Origin of the sequence: Lactobacillus sp. MRS-253-APC-2B (assembly GCF_012843675.1) — a bacterium.
In the GTDB taxonomy this organism is placed as follows: domain Bacteria; phylum Bacillota; class Bacilli; order Lactobacillales; family Lactobacillaceae; genus Limosilactobacillus; species Limosilactobacillus pulli.
Map to the genome: position 1 here is coordinate 25,269 of NZ_JABAFO010000001.1, position 25,341 is coordinate 50,609.

19 protein-coding genes and 1 other annotated feature are annotated in these 25,341 nt (G+C 47.2%); all 19 genes read right to left on the reverse strand.

What is annotated here, in order from left to right; translation table 11 throughout:
- Nucleotides 1-52: 52 nt before the first annotated feature.
- The 19 genes from alaS to HF864_RS00255 all read right to left on the reverse strand — a co-directional run bounded on the left by alaS (nucleotide 53) and on the right by HF864_RS00255 (nucleotide 24,891).
- Complete coding sequence (gene alaS / locus HF864_RS00165; RefSeq protein ID WP_169461131.1) at nucleotides 53-2,707, reverse strand: alanine--tRNA ligase; 2,655 nt, start codon at nucleotides 2,705-2,707, stop codon at nucleotides 53-55.
- 263 nt (nucleotides 2,708-2,970) lie between these two features.
- The gene (locus HF864_RS00170) at nucleotides 2,971-4,347 is read right to left on the reverse strand and encodes a DEAD/DEAH box helicase (RefSeq protein WP_169461132.1); all 1,377 of its coding nucleotides are present in this window, start codon (nucleotides 4,345-4,347) and stop codon (nucleotides 2,971-2,973) included.
- Nucleotides 4,348-4,370: 23 nt separating this feature from the next.
- A complete protein-coding gene (locus HF864_RS00175; protein ID WP_169461133.1) occupies nucleotides 4,371-5,315 on the reverse strand; it encodes a bifunctional oligoribonuclease/PAP phosphatase NrnA in 945 nt (314 codons plus the stop codon).
- Between the two features lie 466 nt (nucleotides 5,316-5,781).
- Entirely contained in the window at nucleotides 5,782-6,252 is a 471-nt protein-coding gene (yajC, locus tag HF864_RS00180; protein ID WP_169461134.1) for a preprotein translocase subunit YajC, read from the reverse strand.
- Nucleotides 6,253-6,379: 127 nt separating this feature from the next.
- A complete protein-coding gene (locus HF864_RS00185; protein ID WP_205882228.1) occupies nucleotides 6,380-7,471 on the reverse strand; it encodes a tRNA guanosine(34) transglycosylase Tgt in 1,092 nt (363 codons plus the stop codon).
- Nucleotides 7,472-7,519: 48 nt separating this feature from the next.
- Complete coding sequence (gene ruvB, locus HF864_RS00190) at nucleotides 7,520-8,536, reverse strand: Holliday junction branch migration DNA helicase RuvB (RefSeq protein WP_169461136.1); 1,017 nt, start codon at nucleotides 8,534-8,536, stop codon at nucleotides 7,520-7,522.
- A 16-nt stretch (nucleotides 8,537-8,552) separates the two neighbouring features.
- On the reverse strand, nucleotides 8,553-9,152 hold the full coding sequence (gene ruvA, locus HF864_RS00195; RefSeq protein ID WP_169461137.1) for a Holliday junction branch migration protein RuvA: 600 nt from the start codon (nucleotides 9,150-9,152) through the stop codon (nucleotides 8,553-8,555).
- A gap of 55 nt (nucleotides 9,153-9,207) precedes the next feature.
- Nucleotides 9,208-11,199 carry a DNA mismatch repair endonuclease MutL gene (gene mutL, locus HF864_RS00200; protein ID WP_169461138.1) on the reverse strand — a complete coding sequence of 664 codons (1,992 nt, stop codon included), beginning with the start codon at nucleotides 11,197-11,199 and terminating at the stop codon, nucleotides 9,208-9,210.
- 11 nt (nucleotides 11,200-11,210) lie between these two features.
- Nucleotides 11,211-13,895 (reverse strand): DNA mismatch repair protein MutS, encoded by a 2,685-nt coding sequence (gene mutS, locus HF864_RS00205; RefSeq protein ID WP_169461139.1) that lies wholly within the window; start codon nucleotides 13,893-13,895, stop codon nucleotides 11,211-11,213.
- 98 nt (nucleotides 13,896-13,993) lie between these two features.
- Entirely contained in the window at nucleotides 13,994-15,553 is a 1,560-nt protein-coding gene (gene rny, locus HF864_RS00210) for a ribonuclease Y (protein WP_169461140.1), read from the reverse strand.
- Between the two features lie 211 nt (nucleotides 15,554-15,764).
- A complete protein-coding gene (recA, locus tag HF864_RS00215; RefSeq protein ID WP_169461141.1) occupies nucleotides 15,765-16,859 on the reverse strand; it encodes a recombinase RecA in 1,095 nt (364 codons plus the stop codon).
- 81 nt (nucleotides 16,860-16,940) lie between these two features.
- Nucleotides 16,941-18,206, reverse strand: coding sequence for a competence/damage-inducible protein A (locus HF864_RS00220; protein ID WP_169461142.1), 1,266 nt, complete (start codon nucleotides 18,204-18,206; stop codon nucleotides 16,941-16,943).
- 109 nt (nucleotides 18,207-18,315) lie between these two features.
- Nucleotides 18,316-18,900, reverse strand: a complete 585-nt coding sequence (gene pgsA, locus HF864_RS00225) for a CDP-diacylglycerol--glycerol-3-phosphate 3-phosphatidyltransferase (protein WP_169461143.1) — start codon at nucleotides 18,898-18,900, stop codon at nucleotides 18,316-18,318.
- Nucleotides 18,901-18,925: 25 nt separating this feature from the next.
- Nucleotides 18,926-19,948: a RodZ domain-containing protein gene (locus tag HF864_RS00230; protein WP_169461144.1), complete on the reverse strand. Its 1,023-nt coding sequence runs from the start codon at nucleotides 19,946-19,948 to the stop codon at nucleotides 18,926-18,928.
- 83 nt (nucleotides 19,949-20,031) lie between these two features.
- On the reverse strand, nucleotides 20,032-21,330 hold the full coding sequence (locus HF864_RS00235) for a pitrilysin family protein (RefSeq protein ID WP_169461145.1): 1,299 nt from the start codon (nucleotides 21,328-21,330) through the stop codon (nucleotides 20,032-20,034).
- Complete coding sequence (locus HF864_RS00240) at nucleotides 21,330-22,586, reverse strand: pitrilysin family protein (protein WP_169461146.1); 1,257 nt, start codon at nucleotides 22,584-22,586, stop codon at nucleotides 21,330-21,332. Before HF864_RS00240 ends, HF864_RS00235 begins: the two co-directional genes overlap by 1 nt.
- A gap of 143 nt (nucleotides 22,587-22,729) precedes the next feature.
- The gene (locus tag HF864_RS00245; RefSeq protein WP_169461147.1) at nucleotides 22,730-23,575 is read right to left on the reverse strand and encodes an amino acid ABC transporter substrate-binding protein; all 846 of its coding nucleotides are present in this window, start codon (nucleotides 23,573-23,575) and stop codon (nucleotides 22,730-22,732) included.
- Between the two features lie 17 nt (nucleotides 23,576-23,592).
- Complete coding sequence (locus HF864_RS00250; RefSeq protein WP_169461148.1) at nucleotides 23,593-24,234, reverse strand: amino acid ABC transporter ATP-binding protein; 642 nt, start codon at nucleotides 24,232-24,234, stop codon at nucleotides 23,593-23,595.
- Nucleotides 24,235-24,249: 15 nt separating this feature from the next.
- Nucleotides 24,250-24,891 carry an amino acid ABC transporter permease gene (locus tag HF864_RS00255; protein ID WP_334312689.1) on the reverse strand — a complete coding sequence of 214 codons (642 nt, stop codon included), beginning with the start codon at nucleotides 24,889-24,891 and terminating at the stop codon, nucleotides 24,250-24,252.
- 175 nt (nucleotides 24,892-25,066) lie between these two features.
- Nucleotides 25,067-25,297 (reverse strand) — a binding site (T-box leader).
- Nucleotides 25,298-25,341: the final 44 nt, after the last annotated feature.

The window sequence follows — 25,341 nt, forward strand, 5'->3', positions numbered from 1 at the left end:
ATCTATACGTAGTTAAGAGGTTGAGTTAATTCCCAGTCTCCTCTGATTTTGACTACTTGTTCAGATATTCAACAGCCTGCTTCAAAGCGGTTGGAATTCCCTCTGGCTTCTTGCCACCGGCTTGAGCCAGGTTAGGACGGCCACCGCCGCCACCATTGATGGCAGGTGCAATCGCCTTGATAATGTCACCGGCTTTGATGTCTTTAATCTTGTCATCACTGACAGCGACCAGCATGTTGGCCTTGCCTTCATTGCCGGTTGCCAAAACCAGCACGTCAGACAGCTGCTTGGCGCGCCAACTGTCGGCAAGCTGCCGCAGCTGACCCATGCCAGCAACATTGACTTGAGCGGCAATCAGCGTACCTTGTTTGGTGTCTTGAACGTTGTCAAAGACTGCATTGGCTTGTTGAGCAGCCAGCTTGGCTTCCAGAGCCTCGTTTTGCTTTTGTGCTTCTTTAAGCTGACTTTGTAATTCTTCAACACGGTGTGGCACCTCTTTAAGTTGGGCAACCTTCAATTCACCAGCCGTCTGCGTTAACAGATCATCATGGCTTTGCATAAACTTGAAGGCATCGCTTGAGGTAACCGCTTCAATCCGCCGGACACCGGCACCGACCCCACCTTCGGAAACGATCTTGAACAGACCGATTTCGTTGGTATTCTTAACATGATCACCGCCACAGAATTCGGTGTTGTAATCACCAATCTTAACAACCCGGACCTTGTCACCATATTTGTCGGAGAACAGAGCAATGGCATCCATCTTCTTGGCTGCCTCCAGGTCGGTTTCAACCGTCGTGACCGGAATTTCTTTCCAGATCTGTTCATTGACCATATCTTCAACGGCCTTCAGATCTTGATCCGTAACCTGGCCAAAGTGGTTGAAGTCAAAGCGCAGGTAGTGCTGTTCAACCAATGAGCCGGCTTGTTGCGTGTGACCGCCCAAGACGTTGCGCAATGCCTGGTCCAAAAGGTGAGTTGCGGTATGGTTCTTTTCGATCTTCAGGTGACGCAGACGATCAACCTTGAGGGCATAGCGCGCCCCTTTCTTTAATGGCGATTTCAGTTCAACACGGTGCAGATTCTGCTGATTTGGTGCATGCTGAACGTCAACGACTTCACCAACCAGATTGCCAAAGTTGTCAATAATGTCACCAGTGTCGGCAACTTGACCACCCATTTCGGCATAAAATGGCGTTACGTCAAAGATTACCTCAACGTCCTCATCACCCGGCAGTGCTTCTTCGACATGCTGACCAGCTTGTGCCAGACCAATCACCTTAGCGTTTTGGACTTCCAGATCCGTGTAGCCGACATACTTGCTTGGTTCCTTAAATTCAGTCCAGACGTCGGTTTGAACGCCCATCCCATTATCGATATCACGTGCTTTGCGGGCTCGATTCTGCTGTTCGGTCATGGCAGCCTCAAAGCCGGCCTCATCAACTTCAAGGCCTTCGTCAGCAGCGTATTCCTTGGTCAGCTCGATTGGGAAGCCGTAAGTATCGTACAGCTTAAAGGCCGTCTTACCATCGATTCGGTTGCTGCCGTCTTCTTTGGCACGAGCAATCACATCATTGAGCAGACTCAGACCACCATTTAAAGTCGTGTTGAAGCGTTCTTCTTCCGACTTGATGACTGAAGCAATGTAGTCGGCATTCTTCAAGACATCTGGATAGTATGATTCCATAATCTTGCCAACCGTAGGCACCAGCTTGTACAAGAATGGCTTGTCGATGCCCAGCTTCTTGCCGGCAACGACTGCCCGCCGCAACAGACGACGAATGACGTAGCCACGACCAACGTTAGAAGGCAGAGCGCCGTCACCAATTGCAAACGTGATCGTCCGAATATGGTCGGCAATAATCTTGAAGAAGACGTCATCATCCTTGTTTTCGCCATACTTTTTAACGCCGCTGAATTCTTCGGCCTGCTTGATCAGTGGCATAAAGAGATCGGTCTCAAAATTGGTTGGGGCATTTTCAAAAATGGAGACGACTCGTTCCAGTCCCATCCCAGTATCGATGTTTTTATGTGGCAGCGGCTCGTAGGTATCTTCTGGTGTGTGGTTGAATTGTGAAAAGACAATGTTCCAGATTTCAAGGTAACGTTCGTTTTCACCACCAGGGTAGTTTTCTGGATCATCTTCAGGTACATTGTTCATTTCCTGGCCACGGTCATAAAAGATTTCCGTGTCGGGACCAGATGGACCTTGACCAATATCCCAAAAGTTGTCTTGGTTGGCCAGCAGGTGATCTTCGGCAACTCCAGCTTCCAGCCAGCAGCGGTGAGCATCATTGTCCTTTGGGTAATAAGTAACATACAGCTTTTCAGGATCAAAGCCGAACCATTCGTCACTGGTCAGCAGCTCCCAGGCCCAAGGAATAACTTCTTTTTTAAAGTAGTCGCCAACTGAGAAATTTCCCAGCATTTCAAACATTGTGTGGTGACGCGCCGTTTTACCAACGTTTTCAATATCATTGGTTCGAATACTCTTTTGCGAGCTGGTCATGCGCGGATTCTTGGGTACGACCTCACCATCAAAATACTTTTTCATCGTAGCAACCCCAGAGTTAATCCAGAGCAGCGTTGGGTCATCAACCGGCACCAAAGAGGCACTTGGCATTTCGGTATGACCGTGTTGAATAAAGAAATCCAGGTACATGCGGCGTACTTGGGCACTATTAAGGTGCTTTAATTCCTTGCTCATGTTATCTTCCTTTCCTGGTAAAAACAAAAACCCATCCTTGCGAATCAGAGACGCCCTTAGACGCGGTACCACTCTGCTTGCAACGATGGATTTCGTTTACCTCTTTAAAATTTCCGAATTTCGGAAGCTGATTGTTGAATTGTGAATCTGGGGAGCACTTGATGATGATCGTCGTTTTTCACAGCAGCCAAAACGTTTCTGATAGCTCACATCAAAAAGCATATCCCAAACAGTCCATATTATAAGCGAGCTGACATTAAAAATCAACGACCATTATTCTCACGCTCGCGTCGATGCTGACGCTGACGTTGACGCTTGGCTTTGCGCATCTCATGACGCTTGGCCAGCTTGCGTTTTTCTTGCTCATCTTCTTTGATAGCCCGCTGGATCCGTTTCTTGTAGCCAGGCTTGACCTTTTTCTTAGTCTTTTTGACAAAACCGCGCAGCGTCGTATCAAGACTTTCTCTGCGGCGGTGGTAGTTCTTGCGGCGGTTACGATCATAAGTCGTTACGATATGGCCATTCTTGAACGTTTTAGGCGTAAACTTGATGCCGCGCTCCTCAAGTTTGGCGATCATCTCGTCTTCAGCTGGTGCATAAAGCGTAATGGCTGTTCCTTTCATGTTGGCCCGTCCCGTTCGACCAACCCGGTGCACGAAGTATTCCAGATCGCTTGGAATGTCATCATTGATTACCAGCGACACACCATCAATATCAATTCCTCGCGCTGCCAGGTCAGTCGCAACGACATATTGGTAGTCGAGGTTGTGAATCTGACGCATAATGCGTTTCCGTGCCCGTGGCTCAAGACCGCCATGCAGCAGCGCCACTTTTAGTCCTTGCTGCTGCAGATAATTGGTAATTTCTTCAGCCCGTTGCCGCGTATTGGCAAATACCAGTGCCAGGTATGGATCCCCCAGCGTTAAGAGCTGGTAGATCATCTCATTTTTGTCTCGGCCTTTGGTTGACATCAGCCAGTTGTCGACATTGGGGTTAATCACCGTTTCGGTTGGAATTTCTTCGACGACCGGATTTTCCATGTATTTTTTCAAAAATGGCCGCAGTCCTTGGGGAATCGTGGCCGAAAAGACCATCATCTGCAGATCTTCTGGAAAATGACCAGCAATACCGTCAACCTGTTCCAAAAAGCCCATGTCAAGCGTCATATCTGCTTCATCAACAACAAAGCGATGAGCCGTGTGAATATCCAGGGCTTGCGAGTTGATGAGATCCAAGATTCGCCCAGGCGTTCCAATGACCAGCTGTGGCTGCTTACGCTGCAGCTGCTCAATTTGATGCTGTTTGTCAGTACCACCAACATAATTATGAATTGTAAATTTCTGGGGAGCAAATTTGTTCAGCTGCTTGGCTGCATTATAAATCTGGTAGGCCAGTTCCCGGCTGGGGGTAGTGATTACAACCTGCACGTTTTGGTCATTGGGATCTAACTGTTCAAAAATCGGCAGTAAAAACGCATGCGTCTTACCACTACCGGTTTGTGACTGACCAACCACGCTCTTGTTGGTTAGCACGATTGGAATTACTTTTTCCTGAACTGGGGTCGGCTTAGTGAAATGGAGATCTTTTAAGGCCTCCATTATGAATGGTTGAAAATGAAAGTCAGCAAATGTTTCAGTCATTGAGGTTGGATTTCCTTTCTTGGTCAGGCATTGGCAGCCAACTCATCCAGCTGGCTGACCACTGCTTTGATTTCTTGTTCATCGCGTGCCTTAGCTCCACTGGCCAGTGGATGACCGCCGCCTTGATGCTTTTTGGCCAGTTCATTGATAAATGGACCCTTGGAGCGCAGCCGAATTCGGTAGTGACCATCTTCTTGTTGGACAAAGATCGCCCAGGCCTTAACGCCTTGAATCTTGCCTAGTAAAGGCACAACGGCCGAAGTACCCGCTTCAGTCAGTCCGTAGCGCTTAAGAATCTCATTGGTCAAAATCACATAGGCTGCACCGCTTTCAAGCAGCGTCATGTTTTCATAGACATAAGCCGACAAGCGCGCAAGTGGCAGCGTAATCGTATCCTCACGCTGACAAATAGCGGCCGCATCGGCTCCTGCTGCCATCAGCTCACCAGCAATGCGCATGGTATTAGGCGTAGTAGCTGGATATAAAAAGCGGCCCGTATCGCCAACGATACCAGCATACAAGGCGTGAGCTGCCTTTTGGGGCAAAGTCAGTTCTTTTTTGAAATGCTCGTAAAACTCATAAATCATCTCCGAGCAGCTGGATGCATCGTCTCTGACCCACATCAGATCACCATACGGCTCGTCATTGGGATGATGATCGATCTTGATCAGCTCATCACCATTATTAAAGCGCCGATCATCAATTCGTGGCGCATTGGCCGTATCGGTAACGATCACCAGGGCATCATCATATGCATCGCCTTCAATTTCGTCCATGGTACCGATCCAGTCAAATCCCGGAATATGCTTACCAACGACATAGACCTGCTTGTAAGGAAACGAAGCCTTTAAAATCTCAGCCAGCCCAACCTGAGAACCGATTGCATCGGGATCCGGGCGCTGATGACGATGAATTATGATCTTGTTGTATTTTTTAATCTGTTCAAGAATTGACGCTAACTCGTCCATTGATCAATTCCTCCTTGCACGTATTATGCTATTTTAAAACCATTTCCAAGTATATCAGCAATTGGCGTTTTTGGCTTGTCCATTAGACTCAAAAATCCTGATGAGTAACCTACTCATCAGGATTTTTTACAGTCAACCACCATCGGCTAAAGTCGATGGCTTGTGGGCAAACACCCCGATATTGAGTGTCTAAACCACAATTTGCATAGATACGGACGATTTACTCAAACAGCCGCAGTTGCTTGAGCAGTGATCATCTAATTACCAATGCCTTTTACGTCCCCAGGTTGCCATAGGGACGATATATCAATAGTTGTTAGATAGTCAGTCTTATAATGCTGTAATACTCACTTTGATTCTCAGTGATGCAGCTACTAAGTTAATTACTATCTACAAGGATTAGATCATAGTAGGCCTATCCATCCCATGACTAAAGTCACGGGATTTCCGGCTAGACATAATTAAACTACTTATCAGCGTCGGCACTATCGCTTTGGGCAGGCTTTTGATCATCAGCAGCTGCTGATTCACTGGCTGGCGCAGCTTCTTGACTTGCTGGTGCTTCACTGGCTTCTTTAGCCGGTTCTTGACTAGCCGCAGCTGATTCGCTGGCTGGCGTTTCAGCAGTTTCTTGCGTCTTGCTTGGAATTACCCGTGCAATTGCTGAGAGGTCAAAAGTCAAGTAGACCCCTTCACAGTCGATCGTTACCGTTTGATCCGTGGTGTTGATTTCATCGATCACACCATGCAAACGACTGATCATAACGACCTGATCACCCTTCTTTAAGTGATTTACCATTGATTGGTGCTCTTTGCGTTGTTTTTGTTGTGGCCGAATCATGAAGAAGTACATAAAAGCAATCATCAAGACGATAATGATGATGCTGGACATGCCGGATCCGGTACTACTGCTTGCAGCTAAAATTCCCACTGCCATTCATCCTCTCTTATTTGATTTGATAATTATATGATCAATAAATAACTTTACCAAAAAAACGGGTCAAATACCACTGGTTCAACTAAAAACCAGCATTTCTGACCAAATCGAATACCGATTGTTCATTCTAGGCCAACCCATTAAAAACGATTGCTGGTGACTGATCATGCATAATGGACTGACGAGTTTGAACAAACATCTTTTGCAGGTACCAAAGATTATGCTGGCCGATCAGACGCGTCCCCACTGGATCACCCATATGAAGCAGATGTCTAAGATAGGCTCTTGAGTAGTGTCGGCAAACCTGACAGTCACAATCTTTTGCCAGTGGCTGCAGATCTTTGGCAAAGCGTTCTTTTTTAATCGGCAACAGTCCTTGATCACTCAGGGCTTTACCATAATGTCCCCAGTGCGTTGGTAAAGAGGTTTCAATCAGATCAACGCCATTTTGCAATGCACTGATCAGTTGAGCCGGCGATTGAACATCACTAACCATCCGGAGTTGATTTTTAGGCAGACAATCGATGCTGGCCTTTAAAATCCGATCATACTCATCATCATCGTCAATATCACTGATCCCACCAATCACGTAACCATCAAAGCCAAGCTCTAATAAGGATGCGATGCTTTGTGCTCGCAGCTGAGCAAAACCCGCTCCCTGCATCACGCCAAGCACAGCCGGCGAATCTGGCGTCAGGGCTGCTTTAGCTGCTTTGGCCCAGGCTGAATTAATGGCAACGGCTTTTTCGATATAGTCGTGCGTGGCATAGTAAGGCGGCGTTTGACTAAGCATCAGCATAATATCGGGCTGCATCTTGGTTTGTGATTCGATTACAGACTGCGGCGTCATCAAACGCACCGCACCGGTCTTAACGTCATGAAAGCGAACGCCGTCTTTGGTCAGATGATTTTTCTTAACCCGTGGCAGATGCAAAAAGTCGCCAGGCTGAGCAATCACCAGTCCATCCCAATCCATTAGTCGGTGCAGTCCACCTGATGCCTGAACGATTTCAGTTCCTGGGTTTTGTGAGATGATGCTTGCATCAACGCTGAGTCCTTTAACCTGAGAATGTTCAGCCTCGATCGGTGCCAGATCATGAATTGTCAATGCAGGTGCCGAAACGATCAAGGCTGGCGTAGCAATCGTTTGTTGACCGACCTTTAACCTGGCTGCCCGCATTGATCCGTAAGTTTTTTGTAATTTAAAATCTAGCTTCAAAACTATTTACCCTTTCATTTTGGCCTGCCCTATCGTCGCACGGTAAGCCTATCTTCCTTCACCAGGCAGCGGGATTCCTAGATGCTGATAGGCAGCCGGCGTAGCAACGCGTCCCCTTGGCGTACGGGCGATAAAGCCAATCTGCAGCAGATAGGGTTCATACATTTCCTCGATCGTACCCATTTCCTCACCGACATTGGCAGCAATCGTCTTTAGACCAACCGGACCGCCATGATAGTAATCGATCATGGTATGCAAAATCCGTCGATCGATCTCATCCAGTCCACGCTCGTCGACTTGCAAAAGCTGCAGAGCCTTGGCCACGGTTGCCGCATCAATAGCATCATTGCCAGCCACTTGGGCAAAGTCGCGGACCCGTTTTAAAAGACGATTGGCAATTCGCGGCGTACCTCTTGAACGCATGGCCAGTTCCTTAGCGCCGGTCGGTTCAATTGGCATGGCAAAGATCTTGGCTGAACGAAAGATGATTCTTTCCAGCTCATCTTGGCTGTAATAGGCCATATGCTCGATAATGCCAAACCGGTCCCGCAATGGTGCCGATAAGACCCCAGCCCGTGTCGTCGCACCAATTAGGGTAAATGGCGGCAACGGAAAATGAATCGGATGTGCTGTTGGACCTTCGCCAACGACAATATCGATATAAAAATCCTCCATTGCCGAATAGAGCATTTCTTCAACCGTTTTGGGCAGTCGATGGATCTCATCAATAAACAAGACATCGCCAGGATGCAGCTCGTTTAGCATGGCTACCAGATCACCTGGCTTTTCAATGGCTGGGCCACTGGTCGTCTTGATGCCAACGTTCATCTCATGAGCAATCACCATCGCCAAGGTCGTTTTCCCCAGCCCCGGTGGTCCATACAAAAGCACGTGGTCGAGCGCTTCTTCACGACTGCGGGCGGCTTGGACGTAGACAGACAGTTTCTTTTTGATTTGTTCTTGACCAATATATTCGGCAAGCCACTGGGGACGCAGGCTCGTTTCACCGGCACTTTCCGCCTCATTTTCAACCTGAGCCGACATCAAGTGCTGATCATCCTCCACGAAAATCCCTCCTTTACTAGCTTAACAAGCGCAGTCCCTGACGCAGATAGTCATCGGTCGACATTGCCGACTCCTTGCTAAGCGCTTTTTGTACCTTTTTAACCGACCGTTCGGGATAGCCCAGCGCACTCAGCGCCGCCAAGGCATCCCGCAGCTCTGGCGTTAGATCTGTATCACTGGCTGGCACATTGAAGTCCAGTGGCTCATTGGCACGCAATTGATCAATTTTATCATGCAGATCCAAGACGATTTGACCGGCCGTTTTCTTACCGATGCCGGGAAACTTAGTCAGATAGCTGACATTATCGTTGGCAATGGCATCAATTAATCCTTGATGATCAGGATTGGCCAGAATTGCCAATGCGCTTTTGGGACCAATTCCCGATACGTTGATCAGCTGCATGAAAAGCTGCTTTTCTTCAGCACTGACAAAACCATACAGGGTAATGGCATCTTCTCTGACCGCCTGATAGACAAATACCTTGACCTTGTCGCTGACGTTGACCGACCAGCGATATGGATTGGCACAGGCCAGCCGATAACCAACGCCATTAACGTCGAGCACGATATAGGTCGGTGCGGTCTGAACGATTGCTCCAGTAAGATATTCAAACAATTTTTATTCCTCACTTTTTAAGGTTGTTTTCATTATAGCACACATGCGTTCGCTTTTAGAATGAATGGGCATCGAAATCACGCGAATAGGCCTGGTGATGATCTTGAATTCGTTTAAAGAGTTTTTCCAGATCCGTATCGGTAAAATGGATCGTTACTGGCCGACCATGTGGGCAGTTGAATGGATTTTGACACTGTGGCAGTTTTTTCAGCAGCGCTTTGGCCTGTTGATCATCCAGATAATGATTGGCCTTAATTGCTCGTTTACAGCTCATCATCATGGCCGTTTTCAAACGAAAATGCGCGACGTTCAGTTCTGCATCACTCAAAATCCAATCAATCATTTCTTTGGCCGTTGCCTCTTCTTGTCCCTCAACAAACCAGGTGGGATGCTCTGATAAAACAAAGCTGTTTTGCCCAAATGGTTCCAGGTTTAAGCCAACGCCACGTAAGACGTCTAAATGCTCGCTGATCTTTAGCGCCTCAGCCGTTGAATAGCTTAAAACCATCGGCGTCAAAAAAGCCTGCTGATCATGACCGACTTCACCGATTTCATGCCGAAAACGCTCAAAATTAATCCGTTCTTGGGCCGCATGCTGATCGACCAGATACAAACCATCTGAAGCCTCTGCCAGCAAAAACGTCCCGTGATATTGCGCCAGATATTGCAGATCCGGAAAGCGCTGTTCAGCCTGACTGCCGGCATCGTCGATATCCAAGGTCAGCTCTTCGGTCTTAACGTCTGGTGAGTTTGATTGCCCAATCATAGTTGACTGATCTGATATTGACTGCTCAAATGGAGCTGCCTGCTCCTCATTTTGGTAGCGCTGATCAAAGGCCTGCAGTGCTGGTTGATTAAGATCGTCTCGTTGTTTGATTACCACTGGTTGGGCAGCCAGATGATCATCTTCTTGGGCCTTTTTTTCAACCGAGGCTGCCGCTTGAGTCGGTGCCGGTGTTGCGGCTGGCTGATAGACCGGCGCCGCTTCACCAAACTGACTTGACTCTGCGCTTGACTTGGCTTTTAGCTGCTGAGCCTGAGAACCAACGTCTGGAATCAGATTCTGATTGGCCAGGCCATGAAAGACTGCCTGTTCCAAAAGGCTGGCCAATTGTTCCTCCTTGCTCAGTCGCACCTCGCGCTTGGCTGGATGAACATTGACATCGACCAATACCGGATCCAGATCGATATTGATCACGGCAAACGGAAACCGTCCCACCATCAGCTTTGACCGATAGCCGGCAATAATTGCCTTGGTTAGTGCGTAACTGCGTACATAGCGATGATTGATCGTTAGCGTGATGTGACTTCGCTGCGCTCGCGTCAGCTCTGGCTTTGAGATATAACCGGAGATACTGAAGTCGGGATTTTCACCATGAATCGGAATCATCATGCGACCAACGTTGACCCCATCGATAGCTGCAATCACTTGCTGCAGCTTACCGTTGCCGGCAGAACGAAATACTTCTCGGCCATCATGCGTAAACGAGATGGCTACGGCTGGATTAGCCAGAGCCAGCCGATTAACGATGTCGATCAAGTGACTCAGCTCGGTTTTAGGCGACTTTAGATACTTCAGGCGGGCTGGCGTATTGTAAAACAGCTCCGTCACCAGAATATCCGTTCCTTTCCGTGCAATAGCCGGCTTCAGCGCTTTTTCCTCGCCGCCGCGAATATGATAAGACGTTCCTTCCTGCCCCGATACCGCCGTTGTCATGATTACATCAGCAACCGAAGCAATACTTGGCAGCGCTTCGCCACGAAAGCCCATTGTCTGAACACGAAACAGATCGCCAGCCGTTTCAATCTTGCTGGTAGCGTGACGCTTAAAAGCCATTGGCACGTCACTTCTGGCAATTCCATCGCCATCATCGATCACGCGAATACTGCCCAGTCCCGACTCGGTTACCACAACGTCGATACGCTGACTGTGAGCATCCAAAGAATTTTCGACCAGTTCTTTGACGATCGATGAAGGTCGCTCAATTACCTCACCGGCTGCAATCTGATTAGCCAATACGCTGCTTAATTGATGAATTTTTCCCATTAAGTCTCAACTCACTTTTGTTTTGCCAGTCTGGTCTGCCATTCATAAACCTGATTCATGATTTCCATTGGCGTCATCCCCATCAGATTCAGATTCTTAAGCTGGCGAATCACCTTTTCTTCCGGACCCGCAAGCGATTTTTTAACTGCTGGCGCTGGAGCAAACAGTTCTAATTGACCGTCGGGTTCTGAGACAAGCGGTGCCGGAGACGTTTTTTCAGCTACGGCATTGACTGGCGCAGCTGATGATTCAACGCTTGGTGCCGTATCGACTGCAGTCGCTTTTTGTGCTTCAGTCGGATTCAGCGCAGTCAGCTTGATCTCGTCTTGACTCTCCAACTGACTGAGAATCTGGGCAGCACGTTTTAACAGATCAGTCGGCATCCCAGCCAGCTTGGCAACATGAATCCCATACGACTTGTCGGCAGGACCGTCTTCAATCTTATGCAAAAAGACCAGCTCGCCATTTTCCTCAGTGGCACCTACATGAACGTTGTGCAGATGATTTAATGTCTGCTCCAGATCGGTCAGTTCGTGATAGTGCGTAGAAAAAAGCGTCTTAGCGCCGATATGATCATGAACGTATTCAATGATCGCTTGAGCCAGTGCCATTCCATCATAAGTTGCCGTTCCCCGCCCAATCTCGTCAAACAGAATCAAACTATTGGCAGTAGCGTGCTGCAAGGCATTGTTGGCTTCCATCATCTCGACCATAAACGTACTTTCGCCCGCAATCAGGTCATCAGCTGCACCGATTCGCGTAAAGATCTGATCGAAAATCGGCAGATCTGCCTGGTCAGCCGGTACAAAACAGCCCATCTGCGCCATCACCGCCGTTAAGGCCAATTGGCGCATATACGTGCTTTTACCCGACATGTTGGGCCCGGTAATCAACAGAATTGAAGTCTTTGGATCCATCAAAACGTCATTGGGGACGTATTTTTGATAGCCCATTACTTTTTCAACTACTGGATGGCGACCGTTTTTAATTATCAAACGATGCTCCTGGTTTAGTTTTGGTCGTACAAAATGATAGTCCTCACTCACCACGGCAAAGCTCTGCAGCACATCCAGTTCCGATAATGCCTTAGCCAGTGACTGCAGGCGATTGATTGCCTGTTTGACGGTTTCGCGCACGCCAACGAACAAGTCGTATTCCAGGGCCGTTGATTTTTCCTGTGCGCCTAAAATCAAGGCTTCTTTTTCCTTTAGCTCCGGCGTGCTGAAGCGCTCAGCGTTCGTCAGCGTCTGCTTGCGTTCATAACGATCGGTTGGCAGCTTGCTCAAATTAGCCTTGGTAACTTCGATATAGTAGCCAAAGACATGGTTGTAGCCAATCTTAAGGTTGCTGATACCGGTTGCCTCACGCTCTTTAGCCTGCAGCTGAGCAATCCATTGCTTGCCGTTGTCCATAGCATCACGATATTGGTCTAACTGATCATTGTATCCAGATTTGATTACCCCGCCATCTGTTACCGAGATCGGTGGTTCTTCAGCAATTGCGCGCTGAATCAGATCAGCAATATCTGCCAGTGGATCCAGCTTGGCTACCAGATCGTCAAAAACCGGTGCATCCAGCGTTTCTAAGATATATTTAATCTTTGGTACCTGCAAAAGCGAGGTCTTTAATTGAATCAAGTCACGGCCATTTACGCTGCCATAGGCTACTCGACCGGCTAGACGCTCCAGATCGTATACCTGAGTCAGTTCCTGCTGCAGATTGCTTCTTTCAAAATAGTTGTCAAGCAGTACCTGAACCTTGTCTTGCCGCTGAACGATCTGCTCTTGGTCAATCAATGGCCGATCCAGCCAGCGTTTGAGCAGTCGACTGCCCATTGCCGTCTTGGTTTCATCCAAAAGCCAGGCCAAGGTTCCTTGACGCTTGCCACTGCGCATATTGGTCATTAATTCCAGATTGGTCTTAGAATAATGATCGATCTTCATATATGAGCTTGGCTGATATGAAATAGCTTTTTGCAGATGATCAAGCGAGCGTTTTTGCGTTGTCAGCAGATAAGAGACCAGCTGAGCCACGACCTGCTTTTCACCTGCTTGCTCCAGATCTTGGGTTAAATAGCTGACTTCAGCATTTTTTAAGATTTCGGGCTGTTTTGAAAGCAAAATGTTGCGCTTGGTCAATTGCTGCTTAAGTCCATCAACCAATGAGTCGTCAACGACAATTTCCTTGGTTTGCAGATTGATCAATTCGTTAAGTGCTGCATTGCTCCCTTGCAGCGTGGTCGTTTTTAATTCACCGGTTGCCAAATCGGCATAAGCCAACTCAAAAGTCTGATCCTGCTGTCTTAAAGCAGCCAGGTAGTTATTGCTGCGGGCTGCATCCCCACTTTGATCCATCTGCGTTCCTGGCGTAATCAAACGCGTCACGGCACGCTTGACCATTCCCTTGGCTTTTTTGGGATCCTCCATTTGTTCACAGATTGCTACCTTATAGCCCTTTTCAATTAAAATATCGACATAGCCATCAACCGCCTTATGGGGAACGCCACACATCGGAATCGGGTTGGCAGCACTGTGATTGCGCGTCGTCAGCGTCAATTCAAGGATTTGCGCACCTTTGACCGCATCATCATTAAATAGTTCATAAAAATCGCCTAATCGATAAAACAAAAAAGCATCTGGATATTGGTCTTTAACTTGTTGGTATTGTGCCATCATTGGCGTAAGCTTCTTAGCCAAAAATTTTCACCTGCTTATCTTTGATTTCTTAATTTTAATGACTTTGCGTCTAAAACGCAAAACAGGGACTGAAGAACCGCTTCTCCAATCCCTATTTACTATTTGGCATAATCGACGGCCCGTACTTCACGAATAACCGTAACCTTGATATGGCCAGGATATTCAAGCTGTCCTTCGATTTCCTTTTTAATATCATGTGCCAGAGCCGTTGCCTGTAAGTCGGTAATCTTATCTGGCTTGACGATTACACGAACCTCACGACCAGCTTGGATGGCATAGCTGTGATCGACGCCCGAATTACGGTTGGCGATCTCTTCTAGTTTCTTGAGCCGTTGAATGTATTGCTCAAGTGACTCGCTGCGTGCACCTGGACGAGCACCTGAAATTGCATCGGCAGCTTGAACCAATACGGCAATGATTGACTCTGCCGGTACGTCGCCGTGGTGCGATGCAATTGTGTTGATTACAACCGGATTTTCTTTATACTTGCGAGTCAGCTCGACCCCCAATTCGACATGTGAGCCATCAACCTCATGGTCAACAGCTTTACCGATATCATGCAATAAACCAGCGCGTTTCGCTAGGGTAACGTCTTCGCCCAGCTCGGCAGCCATAATTCCTGCCAGCTTGGCAACTTCAATTGAATGGTCCAAAACATTTTGGCCATAGCTGGTCCGATACTTCATCCGACCAATCGTCTTGATCAGATCTGGATGCATTGCATGCAGTCCCAGATCAAACACGGTCTGCTCACCAGTTTCACGCAGTTGAGCATCCATATCCTTACGGGCTTTTTCAACTGCTTCTTCGATTCTGGCTGGATGAATGCGACCATCTTGGATCAGACGCTCTAAAGCCATCTTGGCAATTTCACGCCGCACCGGATCAAAACCGCTTAAAACGACTGCCTGTGGCGTATCGTCGATAATCAGATCGATGCCGGTTAAAGTTTCCAAAGTACGAATGTTGCGTCCCTCACGTCCGATGATACGACCCTTCATATCATCATTTGGCAAGGTAACAACGGAAACCGTTGCTTCTGAAACCGTGTCGGCAGCACTACGCTGAATAGCTTCCACAATCAGCTGCTTGGCCTTTTTATCAGCCGTCAGTTCTGCCGCCTGCTCACTATCACGGATCATGACTTCTCGTTCCGTCTTCAATTCATTCTTGATCTGCTTCAAAAGCAGCTCTTTGGCATCTTCATGCGACATCTGAGCTACTTTTTCCAGTTCAGCCTGACGCTGTTCAATCAATTGCGTTACATGTTGTTGACTTTTTTGAATCTGCTCGTTCCTTTGATCCAGCTTGCGTTCGCGGGAACTGACTGCATTTTCTCTTTTTTCAAGGGCATTATCCTTGCGATCAAGCGTGGTTTCGCGCTGCAGCATGCGGTCCTCTTGACGCTGAACCTCATCCCGGCGCTTTTTCAGCTCTTGTTCCACGCTTTCCCGATATCTGTGACTTTCTTCTTTAGCCTCTAAAACAGCTTCTTTTTTGGCCGTCGCAGCATCTTTTTTCGCAGCAGCGATAATTCCCTCGGCGCTATTGTGCGCCTGTGCAATTTGTTTCTCATAAGAGACTTTTCGAATTACATAGCCGACAATAATACCGACAACCATAGCGAGCGCGGCGATTAACAAGCCGAAAGCACTCATCGTTTCACCTCCGCATCAACTATTTTATGTTGTTGGTTGAATTAACAATTAATTAATAGTGAACAAATGAAAATTTGCACACAAAATAATTTTAATCGTGCTTAAGAATGGTGTCAACAATTCGAGTTAAACAAATCTTAATGTCTTGACAAAGATTGTTCAAATCTAAATAAAACCCAGGCCAATCATTATCAGACCTGAGTTTTATGAATTATTTTTCTTTGGTTTCAGTTGCCATGTCCAGGCTTTCTTGCTGTGGTTTCTTGTCCTTGGCAGTGTCTTTTTCGCTGTTGGCAGCTGCCGTTAATGAAGCATCCGGTTCCATGCCATAGGCCACTCGAACCTTATTGGTCAGCTCAGCCATCGCTTCTGGATGTTCTTCAAACCACTTTTTGGCGTTCTCACGACCTTGACCAATTCGCTCATTGCCGTAGGAATACCATGCGCCACTCTTTTTAACCAGATCTTTTTCAACGGCCATATCCAAAACCTCACCCGTCTTAGAGATTCCCTGACCGTACATGATGTCGACCTCAGCCTTTCTAAATGGCGGTGCAACCTTATTTTTGACGACCTTAATCTTGGCACGGTTACCGATTACCTCGGTTCCATCTTTTAGCTGCTCGCCACGCCGAATCTCCATTCGAATCGTGGAGTAGAATTTAAGGGCGCGGCCACCCGGCGTCGTTTCTGGATTCCCAAACATCACACCGACTTTTTCACGAATCTGATTGATAAAGATGGCAATCGTCTTGGTCTTATTAATCTCACCAGAAAGCTTCCGCAAAGCCTGCGACATCAGACGTGCCTGCAGACCAACGTGAGTATCACCCATCTCACCTTCAATTTCGGCTCGTGGAACCAGTGCGGCTACTGAGTCGACAATAACGATGTCGACCGCCCCACTGGCAATCAAGGCATCCGCAATCTCCAGTCCCTCTTCACCGGTATCGGGCTGAGAGAGCAACAGATCCTTGACATTAACCCCCAATGCCTGAGCATATTGAGGATCCAATGCGTTTTCGGCATCAATGTAGGCTGCCGTACCGCCGCGTTTTTGCACTTCAGCAACGGCATGCAGCGCTACCGTCGTCTTACCAGAACTTTCTGGACCATACATTTCAATGATTCGGCCACGTGGATAGCCGCCTACCCCCAATGCCTCGTCAATTGCCAATGAGCCACTGGAGACCGTTGCAATCTTGGTGTCGGCAGCATCGCCCATTCGCATGATGGAACCCTTACCGAAGTTTTTTTCGATCTTGCGCAGTGCATTTTCCAGCGCTGCCTGTCGTTGATCAGCCAAAATGTTTTCCTCCTTATGTCCGAAGTTGTCTGTAACTATCTTATCAGTAATCGAGGGTAAAAGACAAGCAAAAAGTGAACATTAGTTCGTTTTATTTTGCAGTGCCCAGTAGACGTACAATAATCCCATTTGAACACTGCGCTGCCGAATCCATTGGCGCGTTGCCATTTTCGGTGACAGATGCAGCAGCCTGGTCTGAGTTGGCTGACCTTTGATTGCAATCCCGATCCAAACCGTCCCTGCCGGCTGGTTTTCCAAAGCATCGGGACCCGCAACACCGGTAAATGAGACCCCGACTTTCGCATTCATCTTTTGTTGACAGCCTTCAGCCATTGCCTTAGCGGTTTGAGCACTGACAACACCATACCGATCAATAATGTTTGGAGAAACGCCCAGCAGCTGTTCCTTAGCCTGAGCAGCATAGGTTACAAAACCACCATTAAAGACTTTCGAGGCGCCTGGTACGCTGCAGATCGTGCTCTGGAACATGCCACCCGTTAAGCTTTCGGCACTGGTGATCGTCCAGTGATGCTCCTGGAGTAATTTGACAACCTGTGCAGCCAGCGTGACATGCTCGCCAATCCCAAAACAGTATTGGCCAAGTTGTTTAAAAATTGCCTGTTCAGCGGCCGTTAGTCGCAAAAGTGCCTGATCTTCAGTGACATCATGAATCGTCAGTCGTACCTGAATCTCACCGGGTTGAACGTATGAGGTTGCTAAGACGCCATCAATCCTGGCATCGACCAATATCTGATTAATCTCATCCATCAAAAGCGATTCTGGTTGGCCCAAAAAATGCAGATTGTGGCTGTAAATAGCCCGCCCGCTGCCAAATTGCTGCTTTAAAAGCGGTATGAGACTTTGCGTGACCATTGGCTTGAATTCACGTGGTGGTCCTGGCAAAACGACATAGGTGTGATCTTGATGATTCAAATAGGCCCCAATTGCCATGCCGGTTGGATTGGATAACGGTTGGCCCCCTTTTAGATAGTAGGCCATTTTAATATTTTCTGGCGTCATTTGCGTCTGTCGGGCTGTAAAATCAGCTTGAATTTTTTGCCACTGATCATCATCTAAAGCTAATTCAACACCAATTGCCTTTGCCGTACTGGCCATGGTCTGATCATCAGGCGTTGGTCCCAGACCGCCGCAGACAAAGATCAGCTGAGCCCGCTTTTGTGCCTGTCTGATGGCTGCTTGAATGCGCTTGGGATCATCATCAGTCGTCGTCTGCCAATATGCATTTATATCGAGCCGTCGCAATTGATCAGCCAAAAAGCGGGCATTGGTATTGACAATCTGCCCCAAGATAATTTCGGTTCCGATTGAGATAATTTCTGCTTCCATAAGTCATCCCCCTCAACTTAATATATGCCGATTATCGGCTAATGCATTTAAAAAATCAAAAAAAGCAGCCGCTAAAGCTCATTTGCCTTAGAAGACTGCTTCTTTGCTTTTATTTAAAACCATCCGCAAAAACGCCCCGCCCCTTAACGAAGTAGTCGATTCCTGAGTAAATCGTAAAGAACAGGCAGATGTAGAGCATGATCTGGCCAAATGGAATATTCCAAATGGCAAAGATCACATTATGCATCAACAAGAAGATAATAGCGATAAACTGCGTAGTCGTCTTGATCTTGCCTGGCATCTTGGCAGCCAATACCGTCCCGTTTTGCTCAACCAAAAGCAATCGTAATCCCGTTACCGAAAGCTCACGCCAGATAATGATAGTCGTTACCCAAGAAGGTACGACGCCTTGACCAGTCAAAACGATAAATGCCGTCATGACCAGCAGCTTGTCAGCCAATGGATCTGCAAACTTACCAAAATTGGTTACCAAATGATCGCGCCGCGCAATCCGACCATCTAGATTATCGGTAATCGTAGCTGCGATAAATAAAATTGCCGCAATCAGTTCGGCAACCGGAATCGTGGCACCCCAAAAAGTTACGCTTCCCCAGCCAAATGGTACGACCATTAAGATTAAGAAAAACGGAATAATAATCAGCCGGACGATGGTTAATTTGTTTGGTAGATTCAACGAAACTTCCCCCTATTTGATTGAATTAACGCGTACTGGATGCGGTCGTCTGCGTTGACGAAGCAGTCGTCGAACTTGAACTCAAGTTGCTTGCACTAGTCGTTGATGAAGTGCTTTGTGATGAGCTGGGTGCCGTCGTCGATGAAGAAGTCGATGAGGCTGAGGACGATTGCGTGGTATTGCCAAGCTTGATCGTGACCGTCCGCGTGTTTGGATAAGTGTTGTTTTGCGTCAGATCAAGCGTAGTATTGCCGAGCTTGACCGTCGTTGCACTGGCATTGCCAAGCGTTAAGACGATTGTTTGCGCGCTCTTGGCAATCTTGATCGTTTCCGTTTGGTTGGCACTCATCGTCTTGCTTAGACGCTGCGAGTTGTCTACCGTTACGGCATTCCAAGCCTGGCCGGAAGTCTTGATCGTCAGCGTCGTGTCCTTGCTCAAGGCATCGCCGGTAAACGTAACGGCACTGCTGGTCCGATTCGTTGCCGTCAGCTTAATATTACTTGACGTTTTCTTTGAGCTTGATGAAGACTTCTTTTTACTTGAGCTGGAAGACTTCTTGCTTGATTCACCGGAAACCTTAACCGAGCTGTTGTCAATCTTGGTTGATGAATCCTTGTGGCTGCGGACGATTGCCGTCAGCCAGATAGCAGCCAAAACCACGATAACGACAATAATTGCAATCAGTGTTGGCAGATACTTTCTGGCATCGTTGACCTTGGTAAGCTTGCGTTTTGAAGTAGCCCGGGTCTCAACGGCTTGAGCAATATGTTCTGAATATTCATCAGTCTTGGCTTTAGGCAGATCGTCATCGTATTCCTTTAACAAATCCTCGCCGTCCAGGCCAACCGTATCGGCATACTGCTTGACAAACGCCCGCACGTAAAAGTCACCAGGCAGCTCATCAAATTTTTCGTCTTCGATGGCAATCAAGTAGCGCTTTTGAATCTTGGTTGCCTGCTGCAGGTCATCGAGGGTCAATCCCTTGGCTACCCGAGCATCATGAAGCTTTTTACCAACTTCTGGTCGTTTTTCTTCGTTTTCACTCATACCTAATCCTCATTCTTTATTAAATTTGTCCATAACCTAGACCAGTATAGCATACTATCACCACGACAAATTTTAAGAAACGCTTATTTCGTCGGTGGCACAATCTGATAGACCGAGAGTCGTTCAGGTTTAATAAACTGATCGATCGCAGTCGTCAATTCATCATATTCAATACCACGCAAAATCTCGATCTCATCAAGCAGCGTAGCATGATCAAAGTAGCCGCCGCCATAAAGCACCGCTATGTTTTCTGGTGAGTCCAACTGATTGATTAAACGGCCCAGCATCGCATGCTTAATGTCTTCAAACTGATTCTTGACTGCTTCTAGCTGTTCAGGAGCTTCTTTTAAAATCTGAATCATGGCATCGCTAAATTGCTCCATCTGATCCGTATCCGTGCTGAACGTTGCCAGATGAAAGCCGCGCTGAATCTCAAAATTATAGTTAAACGAGTCATCAATAATACCCGCATCATATAATCGCAAAAAATTGGCCGAGGTCTCGTCAAACAGCATTGCCAAAAGCAGATTGATCCGCCACTTATAAAGCAGCCGCTGTTTGCCATCGTCAAGCTGCTGAATACCACGCAATCCAACCATGACCTTGGGACGTTCAACCGCCATCGTCAGCGTACGAAATGGAATCACGTCATTGGCATCTGGATCGCTGATCACAGCCAGGCGCTTAGGCAGACTAGGTGTATCGAAATGCTTTTGGGCCTGATTCTGCTCAACCCACGCTAAAGTCTGATCAATGTCAAGCTTGCCAGCAATAAACAGATTCATATTGGCTGGCTGATAAAACGTTCGATAGGCATCATAAAGCATTTCAGCCGTAATTTTTTGAATTGATTCCTGCGTACCAGCAATATCAATGCGCATCGGATCATTAGGATACAGATTGCCCAGCATCCCCAAATACAGTCGCCAGCCAGGATCGTCATTGTACATAGTGATTTCTTGACCAATGATCCCCTTTTCTTTTGCCACAGTCTGCTCAGTAAAATATGGATCCTGTACAAAATCCAGTAATACATCTAGATTTTCATGCAGATGTGAAGTTGTTGAAAACAGGTAGCGCGTCTGCGTGAAGCTGGTAAATGCATTGGCATCGGCTCCCAGCCTGCCAAACAGATCAAAGGCATCATGATCATCCTTTTCAAACATCTTATGTTCCAAAAAATGCGCTACGCCGTCTGGAAGCGTCAACAGCTCATCTTTTCCAACTGGCACAAATGCATTGTCGATTGAGCCAAACTCAGTCGACAAAACGGCATAGGTCTTGTGAAAGCCTTCCATTGGCAGCATGGTTACTAAAAGACCATTTGTCAGGCGTTGTTGATACACGGTTTGATTAAATTTTGGATATTTAAACTGCTGCATTATTCTTCACCATCCAAAAAATAGACTGCCTGCAGCTGAAGCTTTTGAGCCAATTTAGCAACCTGGTCGTGACTAACCTGCTGCAACGACTCAACGACGTTTTCAGCCGGCAGGTGGTTGCTCATACAGTCAACCAGCCAGTGTTCAACGATGCCGCCAGGTGCATCCAGACCGGTTTGATACTGGTTGATCAAGGCATCCTTAACTTCTTGCATAACCATTTCGGTAAAGTCACCTGCTTGAACTGCTTTGACCTGAGCTTCGATTAGTTGCTGGGCTTGGAATCGGTTTTGTGCATCAATCCCGGTTTGAATTGCCAAATGACTGCTGAACAATCGTAATTGACTAGAGGCATAATAGGCCAGGCTGGCTTTTTCACGCACATTGGCAAACAGTTTGGAATATGGCGTGCCGCCCAGGATTCCATTCATGACCAAGGCTGCATAGTAGTTCTCATCACGATAAAAAACCGGAAAATGATAGGCCAGATTCAATTTGGCCTGGTTAACGTCTTGATGCTCAGTCAATTCACGTACGCGATGATGAAATGGCTGACGATAGCAGACATCTTGTGGCAATGGTGACTGACGTGGCTTTAATGGCCAATGACTAAACAAATCAAATACCATTTGCGGATCCACGTTGCCATAAACGAAGATATCAACCTGATCATGATCAAGCATATCATGATAGGTTGAAACCAGTGATGATGGCGTAATCTTTTCTAGATCTTTTAAACGGCCATAGCTGGGAATGCGCATCAAAGAGCTCTGATCATAATAAAGACGATCCAATTGCCAGGCTGCATAATATTGCTTATTTTCCTTGATTGAGGCTAATTCGTTAACGACATTTTGCCGCTGTGTCTTAAAGGTTGCCTCATCAAAAGCACCATCTTTAATCAGTGGACAAAAGATCATCTGATATAAAATCTCAACCAGGCTGGCAAAAACGCCCGGCTGTGCAAACCGATCATCGACTGCCTCAGCACGGACTCGCAGCGTATGCGCATAGCCAATGCGACCGACGCTGGCACTGGCATCGGCACCATACAGATGATTTAGTGCCTTGGCAAATGCCGTCTGTGTTGGATATTTGGCCGTGCTGGTCTCCAAAAGATTAGCCAATAGGTTGCGTGATGCCGGATTGTCAACGGTTTGCGGCGTAGCAAAGTTGACCTGGATTCGATTAACGTGAAACCGTGACGTCGGCTTGACATGCAGTCTGACGCCTGGCTGCAGATTAAAATCCACCATATTACCCTCATTTCCAAATTAATTGACGAATTGCAATCGTCATGCTTCATTCTTGCTGATAGATACAATATTTCATCTTACTTGATTCTACGATAAATTACAAACGAGGACGCGCTGGTGCACGTCCTCGTTGATAAATGATTTTATTTTTTAACTGGCCCCAGGTAATTGCTGCTGATGCCAAACCATTTCTTATTGATCCGACGCAGTTCGCCATTCTTTTGCAGTTTGGCCAGGCCTTCATTGACCTTCTTTTGCAGCGTCTTATCACCCTTGCGCATGCCCACGGCAAAATAGTCTTGCGGCATCTTCGAGTCAGTATAGACTTGATAGGCCGAACTGTCTTTTTGGTGCTTGATGTAGTAGTCGGCATAGACCTCATCCATCAAGATCCCTTGAATTCGGTTGGCATTCAAATCGATAAATGCATCAGGGAAGGTATCATAGAGCACAGCTTTGTGATTTTTAATGCGGTCTTTCAGCAGTTTAGGGTATTCATCCAAGACCGCAGCCCCCGTTGAACCATTTTGAACCCCCAAGCTCTTGCCTTTCATATCACTGAAATTATTGATGTGATCTTTTTTCTTGGTAACCAAGACCTGCTTGTTAAGCAAGTAGACTCGGCTAAAGGCAACCTTTTTGGCTCGTTGCGGAGTCACTGAATAACCATTCCATAATAGATCAATGGTCCCGTTTTTCAGTTCGGTTTCTTTCATCGACCAGTCGATCGTTTGAAAATCAACCTTGATGCCATACTGCTTAAACACTGCCTTGGCCAGATCGATGTCATAGCCCACCAACTTGCCGTTTTTTTGGCGAAAGCCCATTGGCACGAAACTATCATCAAGGCCAATCACTACCTTGCCGCGTCGCTGAATCTGCTTCCAGGTATCCTGTGTGTTGGCACGCTGCGTTACGTTTTCGCAGCCGCTCAGCAGCATGACCGGCAAGATCAGCAGCAACAGCAGCCAATACTTAAACTTCTTCAATTTTCCTGCCCCCATTTTTATTGCTGATCCAAGGCCTTAACCTGCAAAATATCGTCAGCAACTTTTTGAGCAAAGTCCATATCGTGCGTAACCACCAGTTGCGTCATGCCGTCTTTTTTCAAGCCAAGAATCAATTTGGCCACTTCATCTCGCAAATTGGGGTCAAGTGCTGAGGTCGGCTCGTCATAGCAAAGAATTTTGGGCTTCATTGCCAGTGCCCGTGCAATCGCCACCCGCTGCTTTTGACCACCTGACAGCTGGTATGGATAAAGATCACCTTTGCCGTCCAGACCAAGTTCTTTTAAAAGCTCTTCAGCATCTTTTTGAGCCTCATCTTTGGACTTTTTCAAAACCAAGGTTGGTGCCAAGGTGACGTTTTCAAGCACCGACAGATTCGGAAAGAGATTAAAGTCTTGAAAAACAACGCCAATTACACTGTCAGAGCGTTCCGTTCCTTGAGGATCAAAAGGACGGCCATCAATCAAGAATTTACCGCTGTCAGCTGCTTCCAACCCGGTAATGCAACGCAAAAGCGTCGTCTTGCCGGCACCGGATGGACCAACGATGCATAAAATCTCACCATCTTTAACCGTTAGATTGACACCGTCCAAAATTTGACGACCGCCAAAACTTTTTTTCAGTTCCTGTACTTCCAGCATATTCATGGCCTCCTTTTATTTAAAGTATGAGTAGCGCTTTTCAACCTTGTTTAGGATAAACGTGCAGATCCCAATCAAAATCAGATAGATCAAGCCGACCAAAAGCAATGGTACCAGCGTTACGTCTCGTGCCGTGGCAACGTTGCCGGCCCGCAGCAGATCGCCAAGTCCAATTACGTATACCAAGGATGAGTCTTTGACCAAGTTGATGACTTCATTACCAATCGAAGGAATCACGATCTTGACCACCTGTGGGATCACAATCTTGCGCAGCGTCTGACCATAGCTCAAGCGCAGTACTCGTGCAGCTTCGTATTGGCCTTGATCAATGGATTGAAAGCCGCCACGGAAAATTTCAGCAAAGTAGGCACCATAGTTAAGAATAAAGGCAAACAAAGCCGCATCATACCGTTGAAAGACAATTCCGACAATCGGCAAACCGTAAAAGACAAAGATCAGCTGCAGCAAAAGTGGCGTTCCTCGCATCAGCCAGACATAGATCTCAAGGATCCACTGCAGCGGCCGGAACTTAGACGTTAACCCCAAGCTGACCAAAATTCCCAAAGGCAATGAGCCAATCAGCGTCCAGAAAAAAAGCTTCAAGGTCATGCCGGCGCCCTGCAAAAGCGACGGCAGAATCTCCATAACGTAGTGCATTGACATAATAAAACCTCCCTCAAATGCTTCGATAACAAAAAACGCCCCCAACAGTCACCTTGACTGTCGAGGACGCCGTAGCGTGATCCCACCTCGGATTTACAAAGGCTTCACAGCCAGTGCCTCATCAAGTTCAAATCTTCAAGGAAAGCAAAAACGCCCCCGAGCACATGGCTCAGAGGGCGTTGCCGCGGTTCCACCTCATCATTGCAGCCGGCTCACGCCAGACTGCCTCAGCGAGTTCAAATTTAAACTCTGTGCTGTAACGGGCTTCCCCGGAGCGACTTACTCAATTCAATCGCCCAACTCGCAGATGTGATTCACTGTTGTCCTCTGGTCGCTTCCCATCAACCGCGACTCGCTGAGCAGATGACTAAACAGCTACTAGTCTGTTCTTTGTTTTTGTTATCGTTTTTTAATAATTGTCAGTATCTTACTATCATCCTGCGA